Annotated in this window: 21 protein-coding genes and 1 tRNA gene; 12 read left to right on the top strand and 10 right to left on the bottom strand. The window is 63.1% G+C overall.

Annotated elements, in window-relative coordinates; all coding sequences use genetic code 11:
* Window positions 1-202: 202 nt before the first annotated feature.
* Window positions 203-276: transfer RNA gene (locus CKO35_RS14635), tRNA-Gly, on the bottom strand.
* A 269-nt stretch (window positions 277-545) separates the two neighbouring features.
* Here CKO35_RS14635 and thiS point away from each other — a divergent pair.
* Genes thiS through trmB form a run of 3 tightly spaced genes read left to right on the top strand, consistent with a single transcriptional unit; the run spans window position 546 to window position 2,356 of the window.
* Complete coding sequence (gene thiS, locus CKO35_RS14630; RefSeq protein ID WP_200176859.1) at window positions 546-746, top strand: sulfur carrier protein ThiS; 201 nt, start codon at window positions 546-548, stop codon at window positions 744-746.
* 25 nt (window positions 747-771) lie between these two features.
* Window positions 772-1,584, top strand: a complete 813-nt coding sequence (locus CKO35_RS14625; RefSeq protein ID WP_242467215.1) for a thiazole synthase — start codon at window positions 772-774, stop codon at window positions 1,582-1,584.
* A 55-nt stretch (window positions 1,585-1,639) separates the two neighbouring features.
* Window positions 1,640-2,356, top strand: coding sequence for a tRNA (guanosine(46)-N7)-methyltransferase TrmB (gene trmB, locus CKO35_RS14620; protein WP_200176858.1), 717 nt, complete (start codon window positions 1,640-1,642; stop codon window positions 2,354-2,356).
* Here the strand turns inward: trmB and CKO35_RS14615 are convergent.
* Window positions 2,349-3,203, bottom strand: a complete 855-nt coding sequence (locus CKO35_RS14615) for a universal stress protein (RefSeq protein ID WP_200176857.1) — start codon at window positions 3,201-3,203, stop codon at window positions 2,349-2,351. The genes trmB and CKO35_RS14615 overlap by 8 nt on opposite strands.
* Window positions 3,204-3,391: 188 nt before the next feature.
* Between CKO35_RS14615 and CKO35_RS14610 the strand changes: the two genes are divergently transcribed.
* The 4 genes from CKO35_RS14610 to CKO35_RS14595 all read left to right on the top strand — a co-directional run bounded on the left by CKO35_RS14610 (window position 3,392) and on the right by CKO35_RS14595 (window position 8,024).
* The gene (locus CKO35_RS14610; protein ID WP_200176856.1) at window positions 3,392-5,230 is read left to right on the top strand and encodes an SLC13 family permease; all 1,839 of its coding nucleotides are present in this window, start codon (window positions 3,392-3,394) and stop codon (window positions 5,228-5,230) included.
* Between the two features lie 145 nt (window positions 5,231-5,375).
* Complete coding sequence (locus CKO35_RS14605) at window positions 5,376-6,266, top strand: phosphoribulokinase (RefSeq protein ID WP_200176855.1); 891 nt, start codon at window positions 5,376-5,378, stop codon at window positions 6,264-6,266.
* A gap of 140 nt (window positions 6,267-6,406) precedes the next feature.
* Complete coding sequence (locus tag CKO35_RS14600; protein WP_200176854.1) at window positions 6,407-7,441, top strand: NADP(H)-dependent aldo-keto reductase; 1,035 nt, start codon at window positions 6,407-6,409, stop codon at window positions 7,439-7,441.
* A gap of 25 nt (window positions 7,442-7,466) precedes the next feature.
* Window positions 7,467-8,024 carry a thioredoxin family protein gene (locus CKO35_RS14595; protein ID WP_200176853.1) on the top strand — a complete coding sequence of 186 codons (558 nt, stop codon included), beginning with the start codon at window positions 7,467-7,469 and terminating at the stop codon, window positions 8,022-8,024.
* A gap of 57 nt (window positions 8,025-8,081) precedes the next feature.
* Here the strand turns inward: CKO35_RS14595 and CKO35_RS14590 are convergent, their stop codons facing one another.
* Window positions 8,082-9,011 (bottom strand): histone deacetylase family protein, encoded by a 930-nt coding sequence (locus CKO35_RS14590; RefSeq protein WP_200176852.1) that lies wholly within the window; start codon window positions 9,009-9,011, stop codon window positions 8,082-8,084.
* A 167-nt stretch (window positions 9,012-9,178) separates the two neighbouring features.
* On the opposite strand from CKO35_RS14590, the gene CKO35_RS14585 reads away from it, so the two are divergent.
* Window positions 9,179-11,860 (top strand): bifunctional acetate--CoA ligase family protein/GNAT family N-acetyltransferase, encoded by a 2,682-nt coding sequence (locus CKO35_RS14585; protein ID WP_200176851.1) that lies wholly within the window; start codon window positions 9,179-9,181, stop codon window positions 11,858-11,860.
* A gap of 19 nt (window positions 11,861-11,879) precedes the next feature.
* Here the strand turns inward: CKO35_RS14585 and CKO35_RS14580 are convergent, their stop codons facing one another.
* The gene (locus CKO35_RS14580; RefSeq protein ID WP_200176850.1) at window positions 11,880-14,909 is read right to left on the bottom strand and encodes an efflux RND transporter permease subunit; all 3,030 of its coding nucleotides are present in this window, start codon (window positions 14,907-14,909) and stop codon (window positions 11,880-11,882) included.
* Complete coding sequence (locus tag CKO35_RS14575) at window positions 14,906-16,036, bottom strand: efflux RND transporter periplasmic adaptor subunit (protein WP_200176849.1); 1,131 nt, start codon at window positions 16,034-16,036, stop codon at window positions 14,906-14,908. Before CKO35_RS14575 ends, CKO35_RS14580 begins: the two co-directional genes overlap by 4 nt.
* 270 nt (window positions 16,037-16,306) lie before the next feature.
* Here CKO35_RS14575 and CKO35_RS14570 point away from each other — a divergent pair, with 270 nt between their 5' ends.
* Together CKO35_RS14570 and CKO35_RS14565 are read left to right on the top strand one after the other, a co-directional pair.
* Window positions 16,307-17,593 (top strand): diguanylate cyclase, encoded by a 1,287-nt coding sequence (locus tag CKO35_RS14570; protein WP_200176848.1) that lies wholly within the window; start codon window positions 16,307-16,309, stop codon window positions 17,591-17,593.
* A 50-nt stretch (window positions 17,594-17,643) separates the two neighbouring features.
* On the top strand, window positions 17,644-18,039 hold the full coding sequence (locus tag CKO35_RS14565) for a hypothetical protein (RefSeq protein WP_200176847.1): 396 nt from the start codon (window positions 17,644-17,646) through the stop codon (window positions 18,037-18,039).
* An 8-nt stretch (window positions 18,040-18,047) separates the two neighbouring features.
* On the opposite strand, the gene CKO35_RS14560 is transcribed toward CKO35_RS14565, so the two are convergent.
* From CKO35_RS14560 to CKO35_RS14545, 4 genes are all read right to left on the bottom strand, one after another.
* On the bottom strand, window positions 18,048-19,052 hold the full coding sequence (locus CKO35_RS14560) for a YhdH/YhfP family quinone oxidoreductase (protein WP_200176846.1): 1,005 nt from the start codon (window positions 19,050-19,052) through the stop codon (window positions 18,048-18,050).
* A gap of 6 nt (window positions 19,053-19,058) precedes the next feature.
* Window positions 19,059-20,432, bottom strand: a complete 1,374-nt coding sequence (locus tag CKO35_RS14555; RefSeq protein ID WP_200176845.1) for an OmpP1/FadL family transporter — start codon at window positions 20,430-20,432, stop codon at window positions 19,059-19,061.
* Window positions 20,433-20,691: 259 nt separating this feature from the next.
* Window positions 20,692-22,512: an AMP-dependent synthetase/ligase gene (locus CKO35_RS14550; protein WP_200176844.1), complete on the bottom strand. Its 1,821-nt coding sequence runs from the start codon at window positions 22,510-22,512 to the stop codon at window positions 20,692-20,694.
* 188 nt (window positions 22,513-22,700) lie between these two features.
* Complete coding sequence (locus CKO35_RS14545; RefSeq protein ID WP_200176843.1) at window positions 22,701-23,222, bottom strand: protein disulfide oxidoreductase; 522 nt, start codon at window positions 23,220-23,222, stop codon at window positions 22,701-22,703.
* A gap of 221 nt (window positions 23,223-23,443) precedes the next feature.
* Here CKO35_RS14545 and nadA point away from each other — a divergent pair, with 221 nt between their 5' ends.
* Window positions 23,444-24,523, top strand: coding sequence for a quinolinate synthase NadA (gene nadA, locus CKO35_RS14540; protein WP_200176842.1), 1,080 nt, complete (start codon window positions 23,444-23,446; stop codon window positions 24,521-24,523).
* Window positions 24,524-24,589: 66 nt separating this feature from the next.
* A complete protein-coding gene (locus CKO35_RS14535; RefSeq protein WP_200176841.1) occupies window positions 24,590-25,744 on the top strand; it encodes a hypothetical protein in 1,155 nt (384 codons plus the stop codon).
* 15 nt (window positions 25,745-25,759) lie between these two features.
* Here CKO35_RS14535 and amrB read toward each other — a convergent pair whose 3' ends face one another.
* The gene (amrB, locus tag CKO35_RS14530) at window positions 25,760-26,596 is read right to left on the bottom strand and encodes an AmmeMemoRadiSam system protein B (RefSeq protein ID WP_200176840.1); all 837 of its coding nucleotides are present in this window, start codon (window positions 26,594-26,596) and stop codon (window positions 25,760-25,762) included.
* Window positions 26,597-26,870: the final 274 nt, after the last annotated feature.

Raw genomic sequence — 26,870 nt, 5'->3', positions numbered from 1 at the left:
CGCAGGAATGGGTTGTGGCGCACGGGGCGGCTGGGGCAATGCGACGGCATCAAGGTCGGAGGCCAGGTTCCACTCCAGTCTCGGCACGATCACCAAGGCGTAGCGACAGAGTCAGGAGTCGGATGCTCATCCCATCGCCCTTAAAGAAATCCTTTTGCTACAGCGGACTATGGAACTCGGTGGATTTCCGTGGAAGCTGAACTGGAGCGGGTGATGGGAATCGAACCCACGTCGCCTGCTTGGGAAGCAGGAGCTCTACCATTGAGCTACACCCGCGGTACCTTGGAGTACTGACACACTGAGGACATAAGCACGTTCTCCCCCGAGGGGAGCATGTGTATCTTCATCAGGGTGAACCACTGCGCGACTCGCGTCGCACGCTTGGGAAGCTGAGGTTCTACCATTGAACTACACCCGCGCAGTGACCATAGTGTATGCGCTCGGAGTTCGCTTCTCAACGGCTACGTACGCGGCGCCATGCGTCCAGCGACGGCTTTACGTTAAGATGCCTCCCCTGCCATCCGTCTACTGAAGAACATTCCACGATGGACATCATTGTCAATGGCGAAACCCGCCAACTGCCCGAACCGCCCACCGCCAGCGCACTGGTGGAAGCACTGGGCCTGACCGGTCGCCGCCTGGCCATGGAAGTGAACGGCGAACTGCTGCCCCGCAGCCGGTTCGACGCCCACCGCCTTGCCCCCGGCGATCGCATCGAGATCGTGCAGGCCATCGGCGGCGGTTAATCCTCAACACATACACGGTATCCCCATGTCGACCACAAGCCACTCCCCGGATACGGCCACCGATTCCCCCCTGGTGATCGGCGGCACCGCCTATCGCTCCCGCCTGCTGGTAGGGACCGGTAAATACAAGGACCTGGAAGAGACCCGCCAGGCCACCGAGGCCAGCGGTGCCGAGATCGTCACGGTCGCCATCCGACGCACCAACATCGGCCAGAATCCGGATGAACCCAACCTGCTGGACGTACTCCCCCCGGATCGCTACACCATCCTGCCCAATACCGCTGGCTGCTATACCGCCGAAGATGCCGTGCGCACCTGTCGTCTGGCCCGGGAACTGCTGGATGGCCACGACCTGGTGAAACTGGAAGTCCTCGGTGACGAGAAAACCCTCTACCCCGACGTGGTACAGACCCTGAAGGCAGCGGAAACCCTGGTCGCCGAAGGCTTCAAGGTCATGGTCTATACCAGCGATGACCCGATCCTGGCCAAGCGCCTGGAAGAGATCGGCTGCGTGGCCGTCATGCCCCTGGCCGCTCCCATCGGCTCGGGCCTGGGCATCCAGAATCGCTACAACGTGCTGGAGATCGTGGAAAACGCCAATGTGCCCATCCTGGTCGACGCCGGCGTGGGCACCGCCTCCGATGCGGCCATCGCCATGGAACTGGGCTGCGACGGCGTACTCATGAATACCGCCATCGCCGCCGCCCGCAATCCGGTCCTCATGGCCTCGGCCATGAAGCACGCCATCCTGGCCGGTCGCGAGGCCTACCTGGCGGGCCGGATGCCGCGTCGGCGCTATGCCACCGCCTCGTCCCCCATCGACGGCACCTTTTTCTAATCCATCGTTACTATCGGCGGACCCAACCGGGTCCGCCATGGCCTGATCCCGCCTCATGAACAACTCACTGCCTTTCACGCCCTCCGCCGACGGTCACCGCCGGGTCCGCAGCTTCGTCCGCCGTGAAGGACGACTGACCATCGGCCAGCAGCGCGCCCTGGATGACCTCTGGCCGCGCTGGGGGCTGGCATTCACGCCACAGCCGCTGGACCTGCCCGCCCTGTTTGGCCGACAGGCGCCGGTCACGCTGGAAATTGGATTCGGCAACGGGGAGTCATTGGCACGAATGGCCGCCGAAGCCCCGGACCGGGACTTCATCGGGGTGGAAGTCCATCGCCCCGGCGTGGGACACCTGCTGCAACAGATCGAGGCCCTGCAACTCTCTAATCTGAGAGTGGCCTGCCATGACGCGGTGGAAGTCCTGACATTGCAGATTCCGGAAGAATCCCTGGACCGGATACAGATCTATTTCCCCGACCCCTGGCCGAAGAAGCGGCATCACAAGCGACGCCTGGTGCAGCCGGAGTTCGTGACGCTGCTGGGGTCACGCCTGCGGTCGGGCGGCGTGCTGCACCTGGCCACCGACTGGGAACCCTACGCCGAACACATGCTGACGGTGATGAATCAGGCCGCCGGATTCCGCAACCTGGCCGGCGAGGGTTTCAGCCCCCGCCCCGAATACCGTCCGCTGACAAAATTCGAACAGCGGGGACAACGACTGGGTCACGGCGTGTGGGACGTCCTGTTCGCCAGGGAACCGATGGCTACTTGATCACCAGCACCGGACAGGGGGCATGACCAATGACCCGCTCGGAGACACTGCCCATGAACAGGCGCTTGAGACCGGTGCGGCCGTGACTGCCGACCACGATCAGGTCCGCCCCACGACTGCGGGCCACATCCACGATCACCGCGTCCGGCCGCCCCTGCTCCACCATGCCCTCCAGCCCGGCGCCCCGGCCCCGACGCTCACGCATCAGGCTGTCCAGTACACGCTGGACCGTCTGACTGGCCTCCGCCCGCCGCTCCTCGTTCTGATCCGGTGATGTGACCGTCAATACCGTCAGGGGCAACTCGCAGACCTCCGACAGATGCGCCGCCGCCACGCAGGCGGCATCCCCCAGCCGGGACCCATCCGTTGCCACCAGAATCCGGCGCCGGGGGCGATCCGCGCCCTGGGCGGCCACCAGCACACTGCAGGGGGAATGACCGATGATCCTGGCGGTGGAATCCCCCACCATCAGACGGGCCAGGTCACTGCGCTGCTGGCGCCCCACCACGATACAGTCCACATGCTTCTCATCCGCCACCTGCACCACGGGCAGATAGGCATCCACACCGTGGCGAATCACCGTTTCGCAGGCGACGCCCATCTCCACCGCCTGCTGGCGCAGGCGTTCCAGGTCATCCCGGGCCGCCGCCGTCTCATCCGCCACCCGGTCTGGCGCCATGGATTCATATTCCGGATTGGTCAGCACCACCCGCATGAGAATGAGTCGGGACTCGCAGCGGGCTGCCGCGCCCAACGCCACGGACTCCGCGCCGGCACTGCATTCGGTGCCGTCGGTGGCCAACAGGAGGGTTTGGAACCGCCCCACGGGGGAAAGCTGTGAGTCCATGGCAGAGGTCTCCGGGATTGGAAGGTTATCCGGTGAGCATAGCGAACTTGCAGACCTGCGGACCAGAGGCGCAACCCAGCGCCAGGGCATCATGACGCCTTGAAAGGGGAGTTGCATTTCAAGCATACGATGAAATAATGAAAAGGTTTGACACGCATATACCATAATCTCATACGCATATAATCTAAATGGAACCACTCGTTCTCACACCGCAGATGATGGTCGTCCTGGGACTGCTGGGACTCACCATCGTCCTGTTCGTCACAGAAGTGGTTCGAGTGGATGTCGCCGCCATCTGCGTCATGGTCCTGCTGGGACTGATGAGCCTGGTGCCGGGCCTGCACAACATCACCGATGTCCAGAACCTGTTCAACGGGTTCGCCAGTAACGCGGTCATGTCCATTATCGCGGTCATGATCATCGGTGCCGGACTGGACAAGACCGGCGTCATGAGCCATGTGGCCAGCTTCATCATGAAGGTGGGCGGCCACACGGAACGGCGCATCCTGCCCATGGTGTCCGGCACCGTGGGCGTGATCTCCAGCTTCATGCAGAACGTGGGTGCCGCCGCCCTGTTCATCCCCGTGGTCTCCCGCATCAGCGCCCGCACCGGCCTGAGCATGTCGCGGCTGCTCATGCCCATGGGCTTTTGCGCCATCCTCGGCGGCACCATCACCATGGTGGGTTCAAGCCCCCTGATCCTGCTCAATGATCTCCTGCCGGAGGGCATGGAGCCCTTCCAGCTCTTTGATGTCACCCCCATCGGCCTTGCCCTGGTGGCCACCGGCATTCTCTATTTCGTACTGCTGGGCCGTCATGTGCTGCCCGCCACCAAGGGGGAAAGCACCAACGCCGAAAGCACCGAAGCCTATTTTCAGCGGGTCTACGGGCTGGATTTCGTCATCCGGGAAATGCGCCTGAGCGACGACAGTACGCTGGCGGGAAAGACCGTCGGCGATCTGGAGCGGGACTTTCCCGTGATTGTCGTGGCCACCTTCATGAACGGCGAGCGCCGGGTGGGCCCCTGGAGCGGCCTGATCATCGCACCCAATGCCCACCTGGCGCTGCTGGGGCGTCATGAGGCACTGGAGGCCTTTGCCGCCAGGAGCGGTAATCGCCTCAGTGACCGGCTGGATATCTTCGCCGACGCCCTGGCTCCCAACCGCTCGGGTATCGGCGAGGTGGTGATCCCGCCCAGCTCCCATCTGGTGGGCCGCACCGTGACGGACATCGCCATGCGCAAAACCTATGGATTGTCGGTACTGGGCATCCATCGGGGCGATGAAACCATCCGCCAGGGGCTGAGAGAGGTGCCGCTCCAGGCCGGAGATGCCCTGGTCTGCCATTGCCGGTGGGATTCGCTGGCCCGGATCGAAAAAGACCGGGACTTCGTGATCATCACCAGCGATTACCCCCATGAAGAACTGCGCCCCCAGAAGGTACATTTCGCATTGACCTTCTTCCTCATCACCCTGGCACTGATCCTTTTCACCGATCTACGACTCTCGGTGGCCTTGCTGACGGGGGCCGTGGGCATGATCCTCACCGGCGTGCTGAGCATCGACGAGGCCTACAAGGCCGTGAGCTGGAAGACGGTATTCCTGCTGGCCAGCCTCATCCCCCTGGGGGCCGCCGTGGATCAGACCGGCACCGCAGCCTGGATCGCCCAGCAGACCCTGTCCCTGCTCGGCCAGGTGTCTCCCTGGATTTTGCAGGCCACCATGGCGATACTGGCCACGTTCTTCACCCTCGTGATGTCCAATGTAGGGGCCACGGTGCTGCTGGTGCCACTGGCAGTCAGCTTTGCTGTCGCGGCACAGGGCATGGGCATGGACGCGGACCCGAGGGTATTCGCCCTCACCGTGGCCATTGCCACCTCCAACTCGTTCCTGATCCCGACCCATCAGGTCAATGCCCTGATCATGGGGCCCGGCGGTTACCGGGTCGTGGACTTCGTGAGGGCGGGGAGCATCATGACGGTTCTGTTCCTGATCGTGTCGCTGGTGATGCTGAATCTGGTGTTCTAGCCCGGCACGGACGGGACTCACGACTTTGCGGCGATGACAAGGCGCACGGCCCTGGTCACGACGGCGGTGCCGAATAGATACAAATATAAATTCAAATAAACAATGGGTCGCAGGCTTTTACCATCAAGCAACGAGGAGTCAGAACATGTCGAAGAAACACCCCATCGTGGCCGTCACAGGCTCATCCGGCGCCGGGACTTCCACCGTCAAGAATGCCTTCGAGCACATCTTCCGCCGTGAGCATATCAATCCGGTAGTCATCGAAGGCGACAGCTTTCACCGCTACAACCGGGTGGAGATGAAACAGGCAATGAAAGAGGCCGGCACCCGGGGCAACAACCATTTCAGTCATTTCGGCCCTGAGGCCAACCTGTTCGACAAGCTGGAAGAACTGTTCAAGACCTATGGAGAAACGGGTACCGGCAAGAAGCGCTACTACATCCACAATGACGACGAAGCCGCCCATCACAATGGCCGCCTCAGCGGCAACCTCAAGCCCGGCGAATTCACCCCCTGGGAAGACATCGCTTCGGGCACGGATCTGATGTTCTATGAAGGCCTTCATGGCCTGGTGAAGGATGGTGACGTGGACGTGGCCCAGCATGTGGACCTGGGTATCGGCGTGGTCCCCATCGTCAACCTGGAGTGGATTCAGAAGATCTTTCGCGACAATGCGGAACGGGGCTACACCGCCGAGGCCATCGTCGACACCATCCTGCGGCGCATGCCCGACTACGTGAACTTCATCACCCCGCAGTTCTCCCGCACCGACATCAACTTCCAGCGGGTGCCCATGGTGGACACCTCCAACCCGTTCATCGCCCGCGACATCCCCACCCCGGACGAAAGCCTGGTGGTGATCCGTTTCCGCGACCACAAGCGCTTTGGTGTGGATTTCGTCTACCTGCTGAACATGATCCATGACTCCTTCATGTCACGACGCAACACCATCGTGATACCCGGCGGCAAGATGGGCCTGGCCATGGAAATCATCCTGGCGCCCATCATCCGCGACCTGCTGGAAAAACGCACGTAAACCCCGCCATGCCCTGTACCGCCGGGGATTTCACATGTGGAACCCCGGCGGACATCCCCCACGGCCCGCCCCGTTGCCGTGTCATTGCGGACATCCTGGATTACCATGGCACTGAACGCTGAACCGGACGGGAGAACATCATGCAATACAGGACTCTGGGCACTTCGGACATCCGGGTGAGCCTGCTCTGCCTGGGCACCATGACCTGGGGCGAACAGAACACCGAAGCCGAGGCCTACAGCCAGCTGGACATGGCCCTGGATCACGGCATCAACTTCATCGACACCGCCGAGCTCTACCCGGTACCCCCCAGGGCCGAGACCCAGGGGCGCACCGAAACCTACCTGGGCAACTGGCTGGCCCGGCGGGGACGCCGGGATGACCTGGTGATCGCCACCAAGGCCGCCGGCCCCGGCAGCGAACTGGGCCATATCCGCGGCGGCCCCAGACACGACCGCGCTCACCTGGAGCAGGCCCTGCACGACAGCCTCCAGCGGCTGCAGACCGACTATGTGGACCTGTACCAGATCCACTGGCCCATGCGCAGCACCAACTACTTCGGCAAGCTGGGCTACGAGCACCAGCCGGAAGCCGATGACACCCCCATCGCCGAAACACTGGCGGTGCTGGGGGACATGGTCAAGGCCGGCAAGGTACGCACCATCGGCATCTCCAACGAGACCCCCTGGGGCCTGATGGAATATCTGCGCGTGGCCGAGCGCCAGGGCCTGCCCCGCATCGTGTCCATCCAGAACCCCTACAACCTGCTCAACCGCAGTTTCGAGGTGGGGCTGGCGGAAATGGCCCACCGGGAACAGGTGGGGCTGCTGGCCTATTCCCCCATGGCCTTCGGCGCCCTGAGCGGCAAATACCTGGAATCAACGCCCGCCGACGGTCGCCTGACCCTGTTCTCCCGCTTTTCCCGCTACTCCGGGGAAACCGGCGTGGCCGCCACCCGCGCCTACGTGGAAATCGCCCAGCGCCACGGACTGTCACCGGCCCAGATGGCACTGGCCTTCGTCAGCAGTCGCGGTTTTCTCACCAGCAACATCATCGGTGCCACCCGGCTGGAACAACTGGAAGAGAACATCGCCAGCCTGGAGATCACATTGAGCCAAGCCGTCCTGGAGGAGATCGAAGCGGTGCATCAGCGCCACACCATCCCCTGCCCATGACGTCATCACGAGGAGGAAAGCCACCATGGCAAGAACAGAATCGAACATGCTGGAACTGGGCACCCAGGCCCCGGCATTCAGCCTGCCCGACCCGGGCACCGGCAAGCGGGTTTCCCTGGATGACTTCCCCGAGGCAAAAGGCTACGTCATCGCCTTCATCTGCAATCACTGCCCCTTCGTGCAACTGATCCGGCACGAGTTCGCCCGTTTCGGCCGGACCTACACCGAAAAGGGACTGGCAGTCATCGCCATCAATGCCAATGATGTGGAAAACTACCCGGAAGACAGCCCGGAGAAGATGAAGGACGAAGCCCGTCGCTTCGGCTACACCTTCCCCTACCTGTTCGACGAAACCCAGGAAGTGGCCAAGGCCTACGATGCCGCCTGCACACCGGACTTCTACCTGTTCGACGCGGACCGGCGGCTTTTCTACCGGGGGCAGTTCGATGCCTCCCGACCCGGCAGCGACCTCCCGGTCACCGGCGCTGACCTGCGGGCCGCCGCCGATGCCCTGCTGGCGGGGCAGTCGGCACCCCAAGACCAGAAGCCCAGCCTGGGCTGCAACATCAAGTGGAAGGCATAGCCTGACACGGCCTCCTTCTCCCCCCGCCAGGGGAGAAGGGCCGGCGATGGGGAATGATCACGGCCCGATCAGGGCATCCACATGCACGCAGGCCGACCGCCCCAGGGACGACAGGGCATAGCCCCCCTCCAGGCAGGACACCACCCGTCCCTCCCCATGACGCAGGGCAATCTCCCGCAACTTGCGTGTCACCCAGGCATAGTCATCCTCAATCAGCATGAAATCGGCCATGTCCTCCTCCCGATGGGCATCAAAACCGGCCGAGATCATCATCAACTGAGGCTGGAAGGCATCCAGGGCAGGGAGCCAGTGTTCCGCCACCGCCTCACGAAACTCCGTCCCGGTCGTGCCCTTGGGCAGAGGCACACCGACGATATTCGAGCGATCCATGACCGTCTCGGTAAAGGGATAGAAGGGGTGCTGGAAGGTGGAACAGAACATCACCCGCGGCTCGTTACGGAAGATATCTTCCGTGCCGTTACCGTGATGGACATCGAAATCCACCACGGCAACCCGTTCCAGATCATGGCGCGCCAGGGCGTGAGCGGCCCCCACCGCGATGTTGTTGAAGATGCAAAAGCCCATGGCTCGTGCCCGTTCCGCATGGTGGCCTGGAGGACGGACACTGCAGAAGGCTGAATTGGCCTCCCCTCCCATGACCAGATCCACCGCCAGGATGACCGCTCCCGCCGCCCGCCGGGCCGCCTGCAGGGTATGCTCGGTCATCACCGTATCGCCCTCATCCAGACAGATCATCCCGCCCGTTCCCGGTGCAGAAGCCTCCACCCAGTCAATATAATCCTCGGCATGGACGCGCAGCAGTTGTTCCCGGGTCACCAGAGGCGCATCGTAATGCCGCAGCAACATACCCAGCCCCGAAGCCAGCATGCGGTCATCAATGGCCGCCAGACGCTCGGGCACCTCCGGATGGTGTGTGGCAACCCGATGCAGCGTACAGTCATGGTGGGTAATGAAAGCGATGGTCATGGTCATGGACTCCTTCATGGTCATGGCCATATTACCGCGAAGCAGTGCAGCAAAAAGAGGTGTACAAACCGATGAAAGCCCTGATCAAAAAGCGGTTTCGCCGCACCGCAGCATCGCCCATACTATACTCGGAAGAACACTCACTCAGAGGCGTTGACCGTCGAATCATGGGACCTCACTTTCTCAGCCACATCTTCAATCCCCGCAGCGTGGCCGTCATCGGCGCCAGTGATCGAACCAACGCCCTCGGTACACTGGTATTTACCAACCTCATCGAGGCCGGTTTCAAAGGCGAGCTCTACCCGGTCAACCCCAAGCATGAAAATGTCCAGGGCCGCAAGGCCTATCCGGACCTGGAAGCCATTGGTCGCCCCGTCGACATGGTGGTCGTGACCACGCCCGCCCGCACGGTGCCCGGCATCCTGCGTCACTGCGGTGAGCACGGAGTGAAGGGCGCCGTGGTGCTGTCCGCCGGGTTTGCCGAAAGCGGCCGGGTGGGCAAGCGTCTGGAACAGGAAGTGATGGAGATCGCCAAGGAGTACGATCTGCGCCTTATCGGCCCCAACTGCCTGGGTATCATTCGTCCCAGCCGGGGCATGAACGCCACCTTCAGCAAGAACCGGGCCCTGCCCGGCAATCTGGCCCTGGTATCCCAGTCCGGCGCCATCTGCACCGGCATTCTGGACTGGGCGGAAAGCCAGGAGATCGGCTTTTCCGCCGTGGTCTCCATGGGGGATGCCTCGGACGTGGACTTTGGCGACGTGCTGGACTACCTGGCCCTGGACCGGGAAACCCGCAGCATCCTGGTCTACGTGGAAGGGGTCCGCAACGCCCGGCGCTTCATGAGCGGCCTGCGCGCGGCGGCCCGCATGAAGCCGGTCATCGTCATCAAATCCGGCCGTCACGCGGAAGGCTCACGGGCCGCCATGTCCCATACCGGCGCGCTGGTCGGCGCCGATGACGTCTTCGACGCCGCCCTGGAACGGGCCGGTGCCGTGCGCGCCATGACCATCCAGCAACTGTTCTCCGCGGCCCGCATCCTCTCCAGCGGCTACCGGATCGAGGGCAACCGGCTGGCCATCGTCACCAACGCGGGTGGCCCGGGAGTCATGGCCACGGACCGGGCGGTGGAACTGGACATCGGCATGGCCCAGCTCAGCGTCGCCGCCATGGAAAGCCTGAACAAGGCCCTGCCGGACCAGTGGTCCCACGGCAACCCGGTGGACCTGCTGGGGGACGCCGATGCCAAACGCTTTGAATCGGCCCTCAAGGCCTGCCTGGATGACGACGGCGTGGACGGCACCATCGTCATGCTCACCCCCCAAGCCATGACCGACCCCCTGGGTGTGGCACAGGCCATCACCCCGGTAGCCCGCAAGACCCAAAAGCCGGTGCTGGCCTGCTGGATGGGAGACAACCAGGTACGCACTGCCCGGGAACACTTCACCAAGGAACGCCTGCCCCACTTCACCACCCCGGAAGCCTCGGTGGAGGCTTTCGCCTATCTGGCCGCCCACAAACGCAACCAGCGCCTGCTGCTGCAGGTTCCCGGCCCCCTCTCCGACCGCACCCGCACCGATGTGCAGGGCGCGCGGCTCATCATCGAAAGCGCCCTGTCGGAAGGCCGCAAGGTCCTGAGCACCATGGAATCCAAGGCGATTCTGTCCGCCTTCCGCATCCCGGTCACCCAGACCATGCGCGCCAACACCGCCAGCGAGGCCCTGGTGGCGGCCGGCACCGTGGGGTATCCGGTGGCCATGAAGATCGACTCTCCGGACATCACCCACAAATCCGACGTACAGGGGGTGCGGCTGAACATCGCCAGCGCCGAGTCCGTGCGCAGCGCCTTCCAGACCATGATCGAGGACACCCGGCGCCTGCGCCCCGATGCCCGCATCAACGGCGTCACCATCGAGCGCATGCACAAGAGCACCTACGGCCGCGAGCTGATGGTAGGGGTACTGCGGGACCCGGTATTCGGCCCGGTAATCAGCTTCGGTTCCGGCGGGACCTCGGTGGAAGTCATCAAGGACCGGGCCGTGGCCCTGCCGCCCCTGAACGAAGTCATCATCGAAGGTATGATCGCCCGCACCAAGGTGGCCAAGCTGCTCAAGGAATTCCGCAACATGCCGGCGGTGGACGACGAAGCCCTGGAACAGGTGTTGCTTCGGGTATCGGAAATGGTCTGTGAACTGCCGGAGATCCAGGACATGGACATCAACCCCCTGATCGCCGACGAACGGGGACTGGCGGCGGTGGACGCCCGCCTCTCGGTGGACTATCCGCCGTCAATGCCGGACCGCTATGCCCACATGGCCATCCACCCCTACCCCGCCCACCTGGTGAACAACTGGCAGCTGCCGGACGGCATCAATCTGACCATCCGCCCGATCCGCCCGGAAGACGCCCGGATCGAGCAGGAGTTCGTGCGCAACCTCTCACCGGAATCACGCTATTTCCGCTTCATGCAGGCGGTGCATGAACTCACCCCCCACATGCTGGTGCGCTTCACCCAGATCGACTATGACCGGGAGATGGCCCTGATCGCGGTGCGTGAACAACCGGACGGCTCGGAGCTGCAGATCGCCGTGGCCCGCTACACCGCCAACCCGGACCAGCAAAGCTGCGAGTTCGGCCTGGCGGTGTCGGACGAATGGCAGGGCCGGGGCATCGGTTCGCACCTGATGAACGAACTCATGGATGTGGCCCGCTCCCGGGGATTGCGCACCATGGAAGGCGAAGTGCTGTCCCAGAACACCAACATGATCGCCCTCATGCACCGCCTGGGCTTCACCTCCCGCAACAGCCCGGAGGATGACGGCATCAAGGTAGTAAGCAAGCGGCTCTGAGCCGTCCCCGGGACCTCCATCAACTACCGAACAGGATCGCGTAGAACAGCGGCACCGCCAACAGGGTCAGCAGGGATGCCAGGGCCAGACCGAACATGATGGCGATGGCCATGGGTGCCCAGAACGGACCGGACAAGGCCAGGGGGATCATGCCCAGCACCGTGGTCAGGGCCGCCAGCATCACCGGCCGGACGCGGCTCACCGCCGCCTCCACCAGGGCCTGACGCGCATCCTCCGCCCGCTCCATCTCCAGATCGATCTGCTCCACCATGACGATGGCGTTCTTGATGATCATGCCCGACAGGCTCATCACCCCGAGCAGGGCCATGAAGCCGAAAGGCTGCTGCAGCAACAGCAGACCCGCGCTGACCCCCACCACCCCCAGGGGCACCGTCAGCAGGATGATCAGGGAACGTCGATAGCTGTTGAACTGGGCCATCAGCACCAGCGCCATCAGACCCAGTACCACCGGTACCGGCTGCAGGACACCCCGCTGGGCGTCGGCGGACTTGGCCGCCTCCCCGTCCCAGACCAGGCGATATCCCACCGGCAGAGGCAGATCCTCCACCGCGCGGGCCAGATCCCGCGCCACCTCATGGGCAGTGGCGCCGGGCACCAGGTCCATCTGCAGGGTCAGTGCCCGCTCCCGGTCCAGGCGCCAGATCACCGCGTCTTCCCAGACCACCGAAATATCGGCCACCTGCAGCAGCGGCACCGGCCGGTTTCCCTGCTCGGGCCAGATCACCATGGTTTCCACCCGGGTGGGATCGGTGCGCTCCTCCAGGGGAAAGCGCCAGACGATCGGGATACGCTTGTCGTCCTCCAGGTAGACACCGATGGCCTGGCCGGCAAAGGCGGTGGCCAGGGCCTCGGCCACGGCGGTACTGGTGACATTGGCTCGGCGGGCCCGTTCCTGGTCCACCTGGACCTGTATCCGTGGCGTCTTGTCCCGCCAGTTGGGATGCACATCAGCCACCCGGGGATCGACACGCAACCGGGTCGCGGCCTCCTCCGCCAGATCCCGCAGCACCACCCGATCCGGCCCCAGGATGCGCAACATCACCGGATAACGCACCGGGTCCCCCAGTTGCATCGGTCGCACCCGGGGCTCGGCCTCGGGGAAACCCTCACGCATGAAACCCAGGGTGCGGGCCATCATCGCGTCCAGATCCTTGACCTCGTGCAGATTGACCAGGATCTGACCGAATGCGGGATTGGGACTTTCGGGCAGCATGGGCAGATAGAAACGGGGAGCGCCCTCGCCAATGAAGGCCGTCACCGTATCCACTTCCTCATGGGAACCCAGCCAGGCCTCGATGGCCGCCATGTCGGCGGCGGTATGGGTGATTCGACTGCCCTCGGGCAACCAGTAATCCACCATGAACTGGGCCCGCTGCGCCGGCGGGAAAAAGATCTGGGGCACCAGCATGAAACCCAGCACCGCCACGATCAACAGGCCCACGAAGGCAGCCACCGCGCTGCGACGCCAGATGAGCACCTTGTGAAGCAGGGCGCGGAACCCGCCATACAACCGCCCCCCATAGGGATCCTGTCCTTCGCCGCCCGACCGCACCCTCATCCAGCGATGGCACATGACCGGAGTAACCGTGATGGCCAGCACCCAGCTCAGCAACAGGCTGAAACCCACCACCCAGAACAGGGAACGGGTGAATTCACCGGTGGCGGTATTGGTCAGGGCAATGGGAGAAAAGGCCAGCACCGCAATCAGGGTGGCGGAGAGCAGCGGCCATGCAGTCTCGGCCACCGCCTCCCGCGCCGCGTCCAGGCGGTCCAGGCCCCGCTGCATCTTCACATAGGTGAGTTCCGCCACCACGATGGCGTTGTCCACCATCATGCCCAGCACGATCACCAGCGCCCCCAGGGAGACCCGGTGCAGATCAATGCCGACGATCCACATGGCGATGAAAGTGGCCAGGATGGTGAACGGTACCCCGGAGCCCACGATCAGCCCGGTGCGCAGCCCCAGGGAGATCAGCAGCACGGCAATGACGATCACCACCGCCATGGCCAGATTGACCATGAATTCATTGATGGCCGTGCGTACCTCCCGGGGCTGATCGGCAATGACGCCGAAGGCCATGCCCACCGGCAGGCTGCGGGTGATTTCGTCCAGGCGCTCGTTCACCAGACGCCCCAGGTCCACCACATTCACCCCCGAGGTGGGCACGATGCCAATGGCCAGGGCCGGGGTCCCGTCATGACGCAGCAGGGCCTCGGGCGGATCGGCAAAGCCCCGGCGCACCTCGGCAAAATCCCGCAGATAGACCAGATTGCCGGTGACCGGGCTGCGAATGGCCAGATCGCGGATCTGCTCCAGGGACTCGAACACCCCACTGGCGAAGATCCGCACCTGCCGGGGCCCCAGTTCCACGAACCCGGCCGGAGCCACCACGTTCTGGCGGTTCAGGGCCTGCACCACCAGATGGGGGGTCAGGCCCATCTCGGCGATCTTGTCCCGGGAGGTTTCCACGAACACCCGCTCCCCCTGGGCGCCGAAAATCTCCACCTTGGCCACCCCGGGCACCCGCAACAGTTCACGGCGCACGGTATCGGTGGCGCGGTCCAGATCATCGTAGCCATACCCTTCCCCCGTGAGCGACAGCAGCATGGCGAAGACATCCCCGTACTCGTCATCCACGAAGGGACCGACCACCCCGTCCGGCAGGTTCAGCGCCGCCTCGTTGACCTTGTGGCGCAGCTCATCCCAGATCTGGCGCAACTGCTCGGGGCCATGGCGTTCCTGGATATCCACAAAGATCACCGAAACCCCGTCCCGACTGTAGGACTCCACCTGATCCAGCGACCCCATCTGCTGGATCTTGAGCTCGATACGCTCGGTCACCTCCTGTTCCACCCGCACCGCACGGGCACCGGGATATTCGGTGTAAACCACGGCGGTACGCACCGTGAACTCGGGGTCTTCCAGTTGCCCCAGCTGGGTATAGGCGACCACGCCAACCAGCACCAGCAGCCCCACCACGAACCCCACGAAACGTCCATTGCCGATGGCCCAGACGGCGGCGTTCATCGGCGCGCCCCCCGGATGTCATCCTCGGTCAGCAGCCGCACCTGCTGCCCCTCCTCCAAATGCTGTACGCCGGCCACCACCACACGCTGGCCGGGCCGCAAATCCCCCTTGATGCGCAGGCCGTCACGCTCCAGGGGGCCCAGGCTCACAGACACCCGGTGCACCCGCTCATCCGTCTCGTCCAGGCGCCAGACATGGTGCCCTTCCTGGTATTCCATCACGGCCGTCAGCGGCACCAGAAAATAATCGGCGATGCGTCCTTCCGGCAACGCCGCACGAAAATCCACCCGGGCGGTCATGCCCGGCAGGATCATGCGATCCGGATTGGTCACGGCAATGCGCACCGGATAGGTCTGGGTGTCCTCATCCACATCCACCCCGATGGCCCTGACCCGACCGGGATAGTTACGGTCCAGGGCGGCAAAATGCACATCCACCTCCGTCAGGCGTTCACGGTGCACCACCAGCGTCTCCGGCATGCCCACCCGCAGCTCGATCACATCCAGACGGTCCAGCACGAAGACCACCCTCTGGGGATTCACCTGCTCAAAGGGTTCGACGGCACGCACCGCCACATGGGCATTGAAGGGCGCCCGCAACACGGTATCCTCCAGCGCCGCACGGGCCGTGGCCAGGCCTTCGGCGGCGGCATCCCGCTGTCCCCTCGCCTGGAGAAAACCGGCCTGAAGACGGTCAAAATCGGCGCGACTGATGGTGCCGTCGGCCACCAGGGTCCGACCCCGCTCAAAATTGGCCTGGGCCTCGGCCAGCTGTCCTTCGGCGGCAGTCAGCTGGCCTTCCAGTTCCCGGACCTTGAGCCGGAAATCCCGGTCATCCAGTCGTGCCAGCACGGTACCGGCGGGCACGTAATCCCCCAGGTCCGCCCGCACCGAAACCACCTGACCGGACACCCGGAAGGCCAGTCCGGTCCGTTCCGCCGCCTCGGCCCGGGCACTGAAACTGCGCGCAGCCAACCCCGTCGGGCTTTCCAGCTCGACCGCCATCACCGGACGAACCCTGGGTTCGGATTCCGGCTCGGGAGGAGTGCCGCAGGCACCGAGCAGACAGGCGGACAGGAAAAGGAAGGGAACAAGGGGCCAAGGTCGGCCACGAACAAGAGGAGGCATCCGTTCTTTCCTATAATATGATCAGGGTGTGGGTGGAGATCCGGCCGAAAAAGCCTTCCACAATTGGACATGGCCGATCAAGGTTACTCTTTGTAACCATCCGGCGAACAGGGCCTCGACAACACCCCGGGAGTTTAACGTTCTCATAGATATGGATTATCGGCATGAAGAGAGTTGGTCCAGTAATTCAGTCCACGAGCCATCATGATTTCAGGCCGGCTGGCCCCTGGCACCAGCCGGCGCACCGTCCCCCATACGCGTGGTGACGCGATGAAAGTCCTCGCAGTGGTCGCCTCGCGCTTCTTCCGAAAATTGCTGGAGCGCCATCTCGTCTTTCTTCCCGAACCGCTGCGCTTCGCCTCCACGATCGCGGAAGCCAACCTGGCGCTCAACCATCCGGTGGATCTCATCTGCCTTGAGCGCCACCTGTCCGACGGCTCCGGGCTTGCATTCTCGCAGACCCTGCGGCGCCATCCCGAGACTTCCAGCACGCCAATCCTGCTGCTCACCACCGAAGTCGACCATGCCCTGAGCGCGGCCAGCATGGAAGCAGGCATCACCGAGGTGTTCAGCAAATACGAACTTGAACGCCTGGCCCAATACGTTCATGAACGCATCCGCAGCGAGGACGAGTCATTACAGCTATCCGGCCGCGCACTGCTGGTAGAGGACAGCGTGCCGGTTGCACGGTTCATCTGTACCGTACTGGAACGCACGGGGCTCAAGGTGGATGTTTTCGCAAGCGGGGAAGAAGCGATAAAGCGACTGCCGGTCAAGGATTATGAGATCGCCCTGATCGACATACTGCTTGAGGGCGAGATGACCGGGCTGAGCCTGGTTCGCCACATCCGGCAAGGCGGGGGGGACAAGCGCAATCACCGCATGCCCATACTGGCCATGTCCAGCATGCAGGATACCGCCCGTCGAATTGAAATCCTGCGACAGGGTGCCAATGATTTCCTCGCAAAACCCATGCTGGAAGAGGAACTGGTGGCCCGGGTCCGCAACATGGTCCGGCTCAAGCGCCTTCTCGACGAGACGGAGGCCCAGCGGGACCACCTGCGCCGTCTTGCGATGACGGACCAGCTGACCGGCCTGTTCAACCGCCACTACCTTGTTGAAATAGCCAGCCGCCGCATCGCCGAAGCGCATCGCCACAAGATTCCGGTGAGTCTGCTGGTGCTGGACATTGATCATTTCAAGCGCATCAACGACACCCATGGACACGATGTCGGTGACACCGTGCTTGCAGAAACCGCATCCATTATCCGCGGCGTCTGCCGGGAAGGCGACATCACCGCGCGTACCGGGGGTGAGGAGTTCGTGGTGCTGCTACTCAATGCCTCCGGCGCACGCGCCAGGGATTTCGCTGAAACCCTTCGCAAGCGGGTCGAGGAGAGCCGGCCCCTGGATGTGCCGGTGACCATCAGCATCGGTATCGCGGAGGATGCCGGGAGCCATCAAAGCACATTCGAATCCCTGTTCAAGATCGGGGATTCCGCGCTGTATCAGGCCAAGCACTCGGGGCGTAATCGGGTTGTGTCGCTGTCCTCATGATTTGGCAGTTATCAATGACAATGCCGAAGGCAGTGCATTAGCATTACCTCATGAACGATTCAGGCTCCTGGACAATCTGGCTGCTCGTGCCCATGGCACTGCTTGCGGGTATCGGCATCACCCTGTGGGCCAGCACCCCGACACTGGCGCTGCCCGAGCGCTCCATCATCGTGCATGTGCAGAACCGCACCGACGAAACCATCCCCACCGTGGAGATCGGTTACGCCAACGTCGATACCGAACAGCACACTACCCTCCTGCAGTTGCGGGCCGGAGAAACCCGCACCATCACCCTCAACCATGAGCCCGGCCTGGGCTACAACATCGAGGCCCACCTGGCCGACGGCAGGGTGCTGGACATCTGCGGTGGCAGGCACCCCGAGAGCCGCGTGATGCGGGAAGCCATCACCCGGGACTCCATCCTCTCAGGCATCGGCCAACCCTGATTTCCGGCTCAGGTTTCGGAGCGCAGATTCACCAGAATCCGCCCCCAGGTCCTGCCTGCCAGCATGCGGCGGCTGGCCTCGGGCAGCTGACTCAAGGCAATCTCCTCGCTCAGGATCACATCCAGATGAGGAATTCTCCAGTCACCGGCCAGTTGCTCCCACAGGGGCCGGCGCAGGGGCAAGGGGCAGTTGGCGGACGTCACGCCCAGCAATGATACCCCCCGCAGGATGAAGGGCATGACCGTGGTCCGCAGGTCCGCCCCACCGGCCAGGCCCACCACCACGATGTTGCCCCAGTCATCCACGGTGCGGGCCAGCCAACCCAGGACTTCACCGCCCAGCACATCCACGGCGCCCCCCCAACGAACCGTTTCCAGCGGGCGAAAGCCCATGGACAGACCATGCCGGTCCAGCACCTCCGATGCCCCCATCGACCGGAGCCAGGGGGCCATCTCCGGTTTCCCGGTGAGCGCCACCACCTCGTAGCCCCTGGATGCCAGCAGACTGATGGTCAGGGCGCCGACCCCGCCACTGGCACCGGTGACCAGGATCGGCCCCATCTCCGGAAGCTGATGATTTTCCTGAAAACGCTTGAAGATCAGGGCGGTGGTCAGCCCCGCCGTGCCCAGGATCATGGCCTGGCGGCAATCCATTCCGGCAGGCAGGGGCACCACCCAGTCGGCGGGCACCCGGATGCGACCGGCGAACCCCCCGTGGTGATATTCCCCCAGGCCGGCGCCGGTGACCAGCACCGCATCGCCCGGTTTGAAACGGGTATCAGAAGAGGCAATCACCTCACCGGCGGCATCGATACCGCCGACGAGGGGAGAGCGTCGCAACACACGGCCACTGCCGGTGATGCCCAGGGCGTCCTTGTAGTTGAGAGAGGAATAATGAACCGCCACCTCCACGTCCCCGGGCATCAGATCCGCCTCACCCATGCGGATGAAATCAATGCGCTCAGGCCCTTGGACCTGATCGCGTATCAACAGGGCCGGGAAGGTGGCGTCCATGAGACCTCAGAAGTTGTAGCGCATGGCGGCAGCCAGGATGTGGACGTGACCGCGGGTGGTACCATCGATACTGACTTCAGTCTCGACGAGCGTGTTTTCGAAGAAGGGCCGCGTCAGCACCAGAGACTCCTTGCTGATATCGATATAGGTATAGGCCAGATCAAAGCCCCAGTGGGGCCCCTGCTGATAGCTGGCGCCAAAGGAGAACCAGGTCCGATCGCCGTCCGGGGTACGGGTGGTGCGATAATCGTCCTGGGTCGGGGTGCGGTCATACTGCATGCCTCCACGCAGGGTCCAGCGATCATCCAGGCGGTATTCGGCACCGATGGACAGCGCCCAGGTATTCTTGTAATTCTGCTCGGTGATACTGTCCGGGCGTGCGGAATCGAACTTCACCCGGATCTCATCGAAGTTGGACCACTTGAACCAACTGTACTGACCCAGCAGCGTCCAGCGGTCATTCAGCCGATGCATCACCCCCAAGGTCACGATGTCCGGCAGATGCAGGGCGGCCTCCCCGCCTTCGCTACTGACGGAACCGGGCGCGGGCAGCAGGGGATTCGGGCTGGAAAAATTCGGGGCGGTAATTCGCGCCTTGCCGTCCAGGGTGTGCTTGATGCCCTGGCGGTAATGAATACCCAGACGCGTATCCTGGGTGGGCTGGAACATCACCCCCAGATTGAAACCGTAGTCCCAGCTGTCTGCCTCAAGACTGACTTCACCATCGGTATCCACCGAGGGGCCACCAGGACGGGTCGGGTCGGGCACGGCATTCTTCAAGGTGGCATCCGCATACTGGATATCCAGACCAAAGCCCACGGAAAATTGCTCATTGACCTGGTAGGCAATGGAAGGCTGGAAATTGATGACCTTCAGCTCCGTCTCCGTGGAATCGTAGCGGGCAAAGAAATCCTTGTCATAGGTGTTAGCCAGACCAAACGGGGCTGCGATACCAAACCCGTACCAAAGCTGATCATTGAAGGGCCTGGCATAAAAGAAGTTCGGTACCGGCGTCGGGTCATAGGGGTTACCGCCGTTGCCCCCCTCGTAGGGCAGCGGATTACCCAACGTCCCCGGCGTGGCGGCCGTCGAACGACGGTTGCGTGCATCCGCATTCGGCACCAGCAGATGCACCGCGGCCTGGACCTCCGGCCCCGACAGATACGTCATCCCTGCGGGATTGAAGAAGATGGTACTGGCATCGGAGGCGATGGCGGCATCCCCCGCAAAGGCCCGCCCCAGGCCACTGACACTCTGCTCCTGAATATAGAATCCGGCCGCCTTGACCGGCTCGGACCACATGGCGCCACCCGCCAGTGCCAGTGACACGGCCACCCCCAGTGAAAGGCCGTTGCGAATACGAACTGCCTGCATCGTCATCCCCTGCATCCCCTCTGTATTTTAGTGTCGTTGATATTAAGTTCTGAAAAAGCCCCTTACCACCACATCCCGTCCCTTGGCGTCACTCCCGCGAAAGCGGGAGTCCAGAACTGTCCACCCATGACTGGATTCCCGCTTTCGCGGGAATGACAACCCAGTGACAAACCCAGCAACAGACTCGGTGCATCGCTTTGAGGAAGTCATCTCCCCTTCCCGCCAATCGCGTCAATCGCACCGCCGGATCACTCCGGCACAAGTCTCAGCGATTGTTGTGCGCCTCATACATCTGTTCAATCTCCCGCTGGAACCGGGCCATGATCAGGTTACGCTTCATCTTCATGGTGGGCGTGAGCAACCCGCCGTCCACTTCCCATGGCTCCAGGGAAGCGGTCAGACGCCGCACCTGGGCATAGCCGTGGAACTCCTTGAGCTGAACCCCCACCCGCTCCAGCAAGGCCTTTTCCACCTTGCGACTGCGCAGGGCCTCGGCATCCCGGGGATCCACCTCCAGCTCCCCGGCCAGCTTCTCCCACTCCTCGGGGTTGAGCACCACCAGGGCACTCAGATAGGCCTTGCCCTCACCCAGCACCAAGGCCTGCTCGAACACCGGGTCCAGGGTAATGGCCATTTCCATATCGGCGGGCGGCACCTTTTCCCCGTTGCCCAGCACCAGGATCTCCTTGATGCGACCAATGATGAAGATATGCCCCTGCTCGTCGAACCGGGCCTTATCACCGCTGTGCAGCCAGCCCTCGGCGTCGATGGTTTCCCGGGTGGCCTCCTCGTTGTTCCAGTAACCCTGCATCACCGAAGGGCCACGCACCAGCAACTCGTCATCGTCGCCGATTTTCACCTCCACCCCGGGCAGGGGGGCACCCACGCTGGCGGGGAGATTGTCAGTGGGACAGTTCACGCTCACCACCGGACTGGCCTCGGTCATGCCGAAACCGTGGAAGACCGGCAACCCCAGACCGATGAAGAAACGGGCAATGGGCGGCGGCAGGGGCGCGCCACCGCAGACCGCATAGCGCAGACGCCCACCCAGGCGGGCAGTGACCTTGTCGGCCACGATCTTCTTCAGGACCGGCCACAGCAACAGACCAGGATGCCAGCCGGCACGACCCTGCTGATGCTCGAACCGGCGCCAGCCGACGTTCACCGTGGCCAGGAACAGCTTGCGGGCCAGGGGCGACTTCTCCTCCAGCCCGGCGTTGATGCGCCCGTAGATGCGTTCATAGATGCGCGGCACCGAGATCATCACCGTGGGACGCAGGGTGAGCAGATCCTCCGCCAGCCCCTGGATGGAACGCGCATACGCCACCTGGGCACCCACCATCATGGGCATGTAGCAGCCGGCGGTGCGCTCCAGGGTATGGGAAAGCGGCAGGAAGGAAAGGAACAGGTCATCAGTGCCCATGGGCGCGCACTGCTGGGAGGCGAAGGCATTGGCAAGGATGTTGTGATGGGAGAGCATCACCCCCTTGGAGCGCCCGGTGGTGCCGGAGGTATAGACAATGGTGGCCAGGCCGTGGGGGTCCGCCTCGTGGGTTATCAGTTCCCCTTCAAGCCCCCGGGTCCAGTCCTCAAGGGAAACCAGGCGCTCGTCGCCGGGCAGCTCACCATTGGTCATGGGCTCCACCGCGACGATGCGCTGCACCGTTTCCAGACGGTCCCGCACCTCCTGCAAGCGGCGCCACTGGGCCTTGCCCCCCAGGAGCAGCATCCGGGCACCGGCATCCTGGAGGATATAGGCGATGTTGTCGGGCCGGTCATCGGTATAGAGTGGAACGGTGATCAGACCCAGACCCATGGAAGCCTGGTCGAAAATGACCCACTCCTGACAGTTGCGCAACATGACCGCGACCCGGTCACCGGGCTTGAACCCCTCCTTGATCAGGGCCGCCTGCCAGCGGGCCACCTCCCGCGCCACCTCCTGCCAGGTTCGGGTCTGCCAGCTGGAAGATGCCGTGTCGTACTGACGATAGGCGACCGCCTCCGGTGTTCTCTTGACTCGCTCCCTGAACAGACCCGCCAGGCTGCCCGCAACCTCCGGCGAGACGACGTCATTGGGCTTGTGCATGTCTACTCCTCGTTGCGGGGGTCTGACGCCCCCATTCATTCAGCGTTCATGGACGCAATGCCGGGCGCGGCCCCGGAGGAGCAGTATCCCGGATCTTTTGGAGGAGAATATAACGTGATTAAACCCCCGCAGCCCAGTTACCGGATTAAAATTCCGTGACTGAGCGCATCTGTTACAGCCCTGATGTTTCAGAACAGGCGGGCCATCCACAACCGGACACGCAAGCCCCAGCCGGTGGTGAAGCCCCGCTCCCGGAACCGCACATTGCCGTCGGCATCCAGCACAAAGCTGGCTGGCACGGCGTTCACCCCGAAATCGGCCGCCAGGGCACCGTCCTCATCGGCGATCACCGCCTGGGCATAGCCATGCTCCGCCATATAGGCCTCCAGCGTGGCGGCATCTCCGGACTGCATGGCCACGGTCAGCACCGACCAGGACCGGCTGATGGCTTCGATGCTACCCTGCTCCAGCCGGCAGATCCCGCACCAGGTGGCCCAGAAATGCACCAGCACGGGTTCTCCGCGATAATCGGCCAGGCTCACCGGGGTGCCATCCAGCAGCCGGGCCTGAAAATCGGGGGCCTCGCCACTGATCATGTCCCGCTGCAGCCAGGCCTTCAGGGCCAGGAAGATCAGCAGAACAACCAGCAGCTCAACAGCCAGACGCCGCCAGCGGCGCACCCTGAAGGAAAACACACCGGACTTGACCATAATTTCAACCCATTGACTTTAAAAGAAAACGGACACACCCCCGCAGCCGGCCACCAGGCCGCGACACTGAACGGGCACAATGTTTCCGAATCAAACTACAATGACCGGAAACAAACAGATCCAATTTTCAGCATCCTGTGAACACTGCATGCGCCCGTTGGGCCAGGATCGATTAAGATTAAGCACGGTATCACCCGCATGATTAAGGGGATTCTAGATTCATGACCGCAGTCACCGCACAACCCCTTCGCCACTTCCAGGTTCCGGAAACCGCCTGGGTGGAGAGCCACCTGCCCCGTTTCACCGGCGCCGAGCGCGACGCGGTGATCGAGCGGATCAAGATCCTGCTCAAGGAGCGGGATGCGGCGCTGGTCGCCCACTACTATGTCCATGAAGACCTGCAGCGGATCGCCGAGGAAACCGGTGGCTGTGTCTCCGACTCCCTGGACATGGCCCGCTTCGGCCAGGAACACCCGGCTTCCACCCTGGTGGTGGCGGGCGTGCGCTTCATGGGCGAGACCGCCAAGATCCTCAGCCCCGAAAAAACCGTGCTCATGCCCACCCTGGAAGCGGAATGCTCCCTGGACCTGGGTTGCCCGGCAGATGAATTCGAGGCCTTCTGCGATGCCCACCCCGACCGCACCGTGGTGGTCTACTCCAACACCTCCGCCCGGGTGAAGGCCCGCGCCGACTACGTGGTCACCTCCAGCATCGCCGTGAAGCTGGTGGAACACCTCAAGACCCAGGGCAGGAAGATCCTGTGGGCACCGGACAAGCACCTGGGCCACTACATCCGTGAAACCACCGGTGCCGACATGGTGCTTTGGGACACCGCCTGCGTGGTCCACGACGAGTTCCGCACCCGCGGCCTGGACGACCTCAGGAAGGCCCACCCGGAAGCCGCCGTACTGGTCCATCCGGAATCCCCCGCCGGCGTCATCGCCCAGGCGGACGCGGTGGGCTCCACCTCCCAACTGATCAAGGCGGCCCGGGAACTGCCCCACCCCACCCTGATCGTCGCCACCGACAGCGGCATCTTCTACAAGATGCGCCAGGCGGCCCCGCACAAGACCTTCATCGAGGCCCCCACCGGGGGCCACAGCGCCACCTGCCGCAGCTGCGCCCATTGCCCATGGATGGCCATGAACGGTCTTCACAACCTGCTCCAGGTACTGGAAACAGGGGGTAACGAAGTGCAGGTGGACGAATCCGTGCGCGAAGGCGCCCTGCGTTCCACCCAGCGCATGCTGGATTTCGCCCGACAACTCCACACACCGGTTTTAGGACGCGGGGACGCCTAGGCGTCCCCTTTTCACGCAGCGGCTCACACCATGACCATTCCGGCAGCACCTCAACCAACCATCCCCATGGGCGTTTTCAAAAAGCTCGTCAGTGCGCTGTCGCCGGAGGAGCTGTCCCGCCTGCCGCCGGAAAAGCTGCCTGAAAACATCCCCCTGGATCTGGTTGAAGATGCCCCGCTCTACTCCCGCCGCGCACTGGAGGACCTCATCCTGGCGGCCAACGCCTTTCACCTTGAGGCCCGACTGGCCATCCAGGACCATTACGGCGACGAAGTGATGACTGCCCTGGACAAGTCCAAGGTGGTGGGCAACACGGCGAACGTCAAGATCTTCCATAACAAGCTTCAAGACCTTGAGACTGTCCACGATCAGTGGCGGGAAAAGGAAAACCAGGCCCTTCTGGAGCGGCTGGGCAACGGCATCCGCACACTGAACGCCCTGCTGCTGGACGTGCGAGCGGAAAACTCCGACACCAGCCTGGCCGCCAAACTGCTGCGGGCCCAGTCCGCCGAGCTGGAGCACGAAGGGATGTTCCAGCAGGCCATCAGCAGACTGTATCGTCACAGCGAACGCATCGAGGGGCTTCTCGCACGTTTTTTTCGCGTGCGCCTCGACATCGTGCAACACGAAATGCACGGCAAGCTCCAGCAGATCAACAGCCTGGACCAGCAATCCGAGGTCCTGCGGCAACAGATCGAGCATCTTCGTGGCGAACTGGAAGAAACCCAGACCCTCTGGCGACGCACGATCAAGAAAACCCAGACCAATCATCAGGCGGAACACCTGCAGGCCCGCATCAGCGCCCTGGTCACGGAACAGCGTGCTCGCGAGGTGAGCATTTCGGAAACCCAGCTCACCCTCTGGCTGGACGCCCTGGTGGATACCGCCCTCCACCCCAGGACGCGTCAGACCATGCCGGCCCAACAGTCGGAAGCCCGCATGGCCCTCTATGCCCTGCTCAACCGCTATTGCCAGCAGCAGGAAAATTCCGCCATGCAGATCGCCCGCAACCCCTTCCTGCAGGTCGACCCGGCCCAGGCCATCCGCTTCATGCTCCTGTCGGAGCAGTTCATCCTCGATTACTTCAGCAAGAAACGGAACGAGACCACCGCCTGGATCAGTGACGTGGCCCAGGTGAGAAGCGATGACCTGGACGGGCTGGAGCGGATGATCCTGAGCGAACTGAAGCGATCCAGCCGTTTTCGGCGACGGGAGCTATGACCCCCGCGGCCCCTCTCATGGATCGAACAGGGCCAGCCCGGCACGGGGCGCAACATCGATCCAGTGACGGAACACAAAGGCACCATACCCCTTCACCGAAGACTGGATTCCGGTCACATCTGCGGAATTGCGCAGATCCAGCGTCTCGGCGCCCAGACCGTGCTGCCTGGCCACCTGCAACAACCCCTGGATGGCCAGATAACCCGATGCATCGCCGGCCTTGATCTCTGCCGGACGCAGAAACTCGATGGCCTCCGCCGTACACAGGTCCCGCCGGACCGCGGCGGCGAAATCCAGCCCCCCACTCAAATCCGAACTGACGATCACCAGGGTCTCCGGCCCGCCCCAAAGGATCTCCAGGGCCTCGGCCACCTCCTCGACCGTGGCGCTCCCCACCAGCACCGGCAACAACTGGAATCCACCCAGGACCGTCTGCAAAAAAGGCAACTGGACCTCCAGACTGTGCTCCACCAGATGGGGCTCATCAAAATAAAACGCCGTGGGTAACCCAATCAGTCGATCCAGGGCTGCATGATCCAGCGGCACGCACCCCAGCGGCGTCTGAAAGACATCCACCTCCGGCACCGCCATCCCATAAAACCCCACCCGATGGGATGGCCCCACCAGCACGACCCGCTGAATCCGCCCGGCATGCCCCAGCAACTCGGCATAAGCACGGCCCACCACCCGGCCCGCGCACTCAAGAGGGCCATGGGGTGCAATCAGGGCCTTGGGCATGCTCAATGCCTCACCACCCCGATTGCCGAGGTAACCACGCACAGACTCCTGCAGATCCCCCTCCTCCGCAGGATAAAACTGGCCTGCAACCACCGCCCGCCTGACTCTGTCCACGCCGCCCCCTTAACCGTTCATCCGAGGTAATGAAACATACATTCAAAGCTGTATGTTGGCAGAAGATGCGCTTAAAAACCGACCAGTCGGAATCTAACATGATCCATGTCACGCCAAATCACCGGTCACACTGATAGCTTGGTTGAAAAAACATGTTCTGGTCAAGTCGCAGCGGACACGGATTAAGCAGCAACCGCTAAAAAATGTTGCTGAGGGGTGATGTACCCCAGGGACGAGTGGAGCCGGTCGCTGTTGTACTCCATCTCGATGTACT

It is taken from the genome of Ectothiorhodospira shaposhnikovii (assembly GCF_016584105.1).
In the GTDB taxonomy this organism is placed as follows: Bacteria; Pseudomonadota; Gammaproteobacteria; order Ectothiorhodospirales; family Ectothiorhodospiraceae; genus Ectothiorhodospira; species Ectothiorhodospira shaposhnikovii.
The sequence above is the reverse complement of the archived record's forward strand: the minus strand, read 5'-3'. Positions and strand labels throughout refer to the sequence as shown.

Bases quoted from the DNA above. Each gene is read 5' to 3' on its own strand.
- CKO35_RS14610 (WP_200176856.1), top strand. From the start codon at position 3,392: ATGGAACCACTCGTTCTCACACCGCAGATGATGGTCGTCCTGGGACTG.
- CKO35_RS14615 (WP_200176857.1), bottom strand. From the start codon at position 3,203: ATGGACTCACAGCTTTCCCCCGTGGGGCGGTTCCAAACCCTCCTGTTG.
- CKO35_RS14570 (WP_200176848.1), top strand. From the start codon at position 16,307: ATGAAAGTCCTCGCAGTGGTCGCCTCGCGCTTCTTCCGAAAATTGCTG.
- CKO35_RS14550 (WP_200176844.1), bottom strand. From the start codon at position 22,512: ATGCACAAGCCCAATGACGTCGTCTCGCCGGAGGTTGCGGGCAGCCTG.
- CKO35_RS14625 (WP_242467215.1), top strand. From the start codon at position 772: ATGTCGACCACAAGCCACTCCCCGGATACGGCCACCGATTCCCCCCTG.
- CKO35_RS14585 (WP_200176851.1), top strand. From the start codon at position 9,179: ATGGGACCTCACTTTCTCAGCCACATCTTCAATCCCCGCAGCGTGGCC.
- thiS (WP_200176859.1), top strand. From the start codon at position 546: ATGGACATCATTGTCAATGGCGAAACCCGCCAACTGCCCGAACCGCCC.
- nadA (WP_200176842.1), top strand. From the start codon at position 23,444: ATGACCGCAGTCACCGCACAACCCCTTCGCCACTTCCAGGTTCCGGAA.
- CKO35_RS14600 (WP_200176854.1), top strand. From the start codon at position 6,407: ATGCAATACAGGACTCTGGGCACTTCGGACATCCGGGTGAGCCTGCTC.
- CKO35_RS14555 (WP_200176845.1), bottom strand. From the start codon at position 20,432: ATGACGATGCAGGCAGTTCGTATTCGCAACGGCCTTTCACTGGGGGTG.
- CKO35_RS14605 (WP_200176855.1), top strand. From the start codon at position 5,376: ATGTCGAAGAAACACCCCATCGTGGCCGTCACAGGCTCATCCGGCGCC.
- CKO35_RS14575 (WP_200176849.1), bottom strand. From the start codon at position 16,036: ATGCCTCCTCTTGTTCGTGGCCGACCTTGGCCCCTTGTTCCCTTCCTT.
- CKO35_RS14595 (WP_200176853.1), top strand. From the start codon at position 7,467: ATGGCAAGAACAGAATCGAACATGCTGGAACTGGGCACCCAGGCCCCG.
- CKO35_RS14545 (WP_200176843.1), bottom strand. From the start codon at position 23,222: ATGGTCAAGTCCGGTGTGTTTTCCTTCAGGGTGCGCCGCTGGCGGCGT.
- CKO35_RS14580 (WP_200176850.1), bottom strand. From the start codon at position 14,909: ATGAACGCCGCCGTCTGGGCCATCGGCAATGGACGTTTCGTGGGGTTC.
- CKO35_RS14590 (WP_200176852.1), bottom strand. From the start codon at position 9,011: ATGACCATCGCTTTCATTACCCACCATGACTGTACGCTGCATCGGGTT.
- CKO35_RS14535 (WP_200176841.1), top strand. From the start codon at position 24,590: ATGGGCGTTTTCAAAAAGCTCGTCAGTGCGCTGTCGCCGGAGGAGCTG.
- CKO35_RS14565 (WP_200176847.1), top strand. From the start codon at position 17,644: ATGAACGATTCAGGCTCCTGGACAATCTGGCTGCTCGTGCCCATGGCA.
- CKO35_RS14560 (WP_200176846.1), bottom strand. From the start codon at position 19,052: ATGGACGCCACCTTCCCGGCCCTGTTGATACGCGATCAGGTCCAAGGG.
- trmB (WP_200176858.1), top strand. From the start codon at position 1,640: ATGAACAACTCACTGCCTTTCACGCCCTCCGCCGACGGTCACCGCCGG.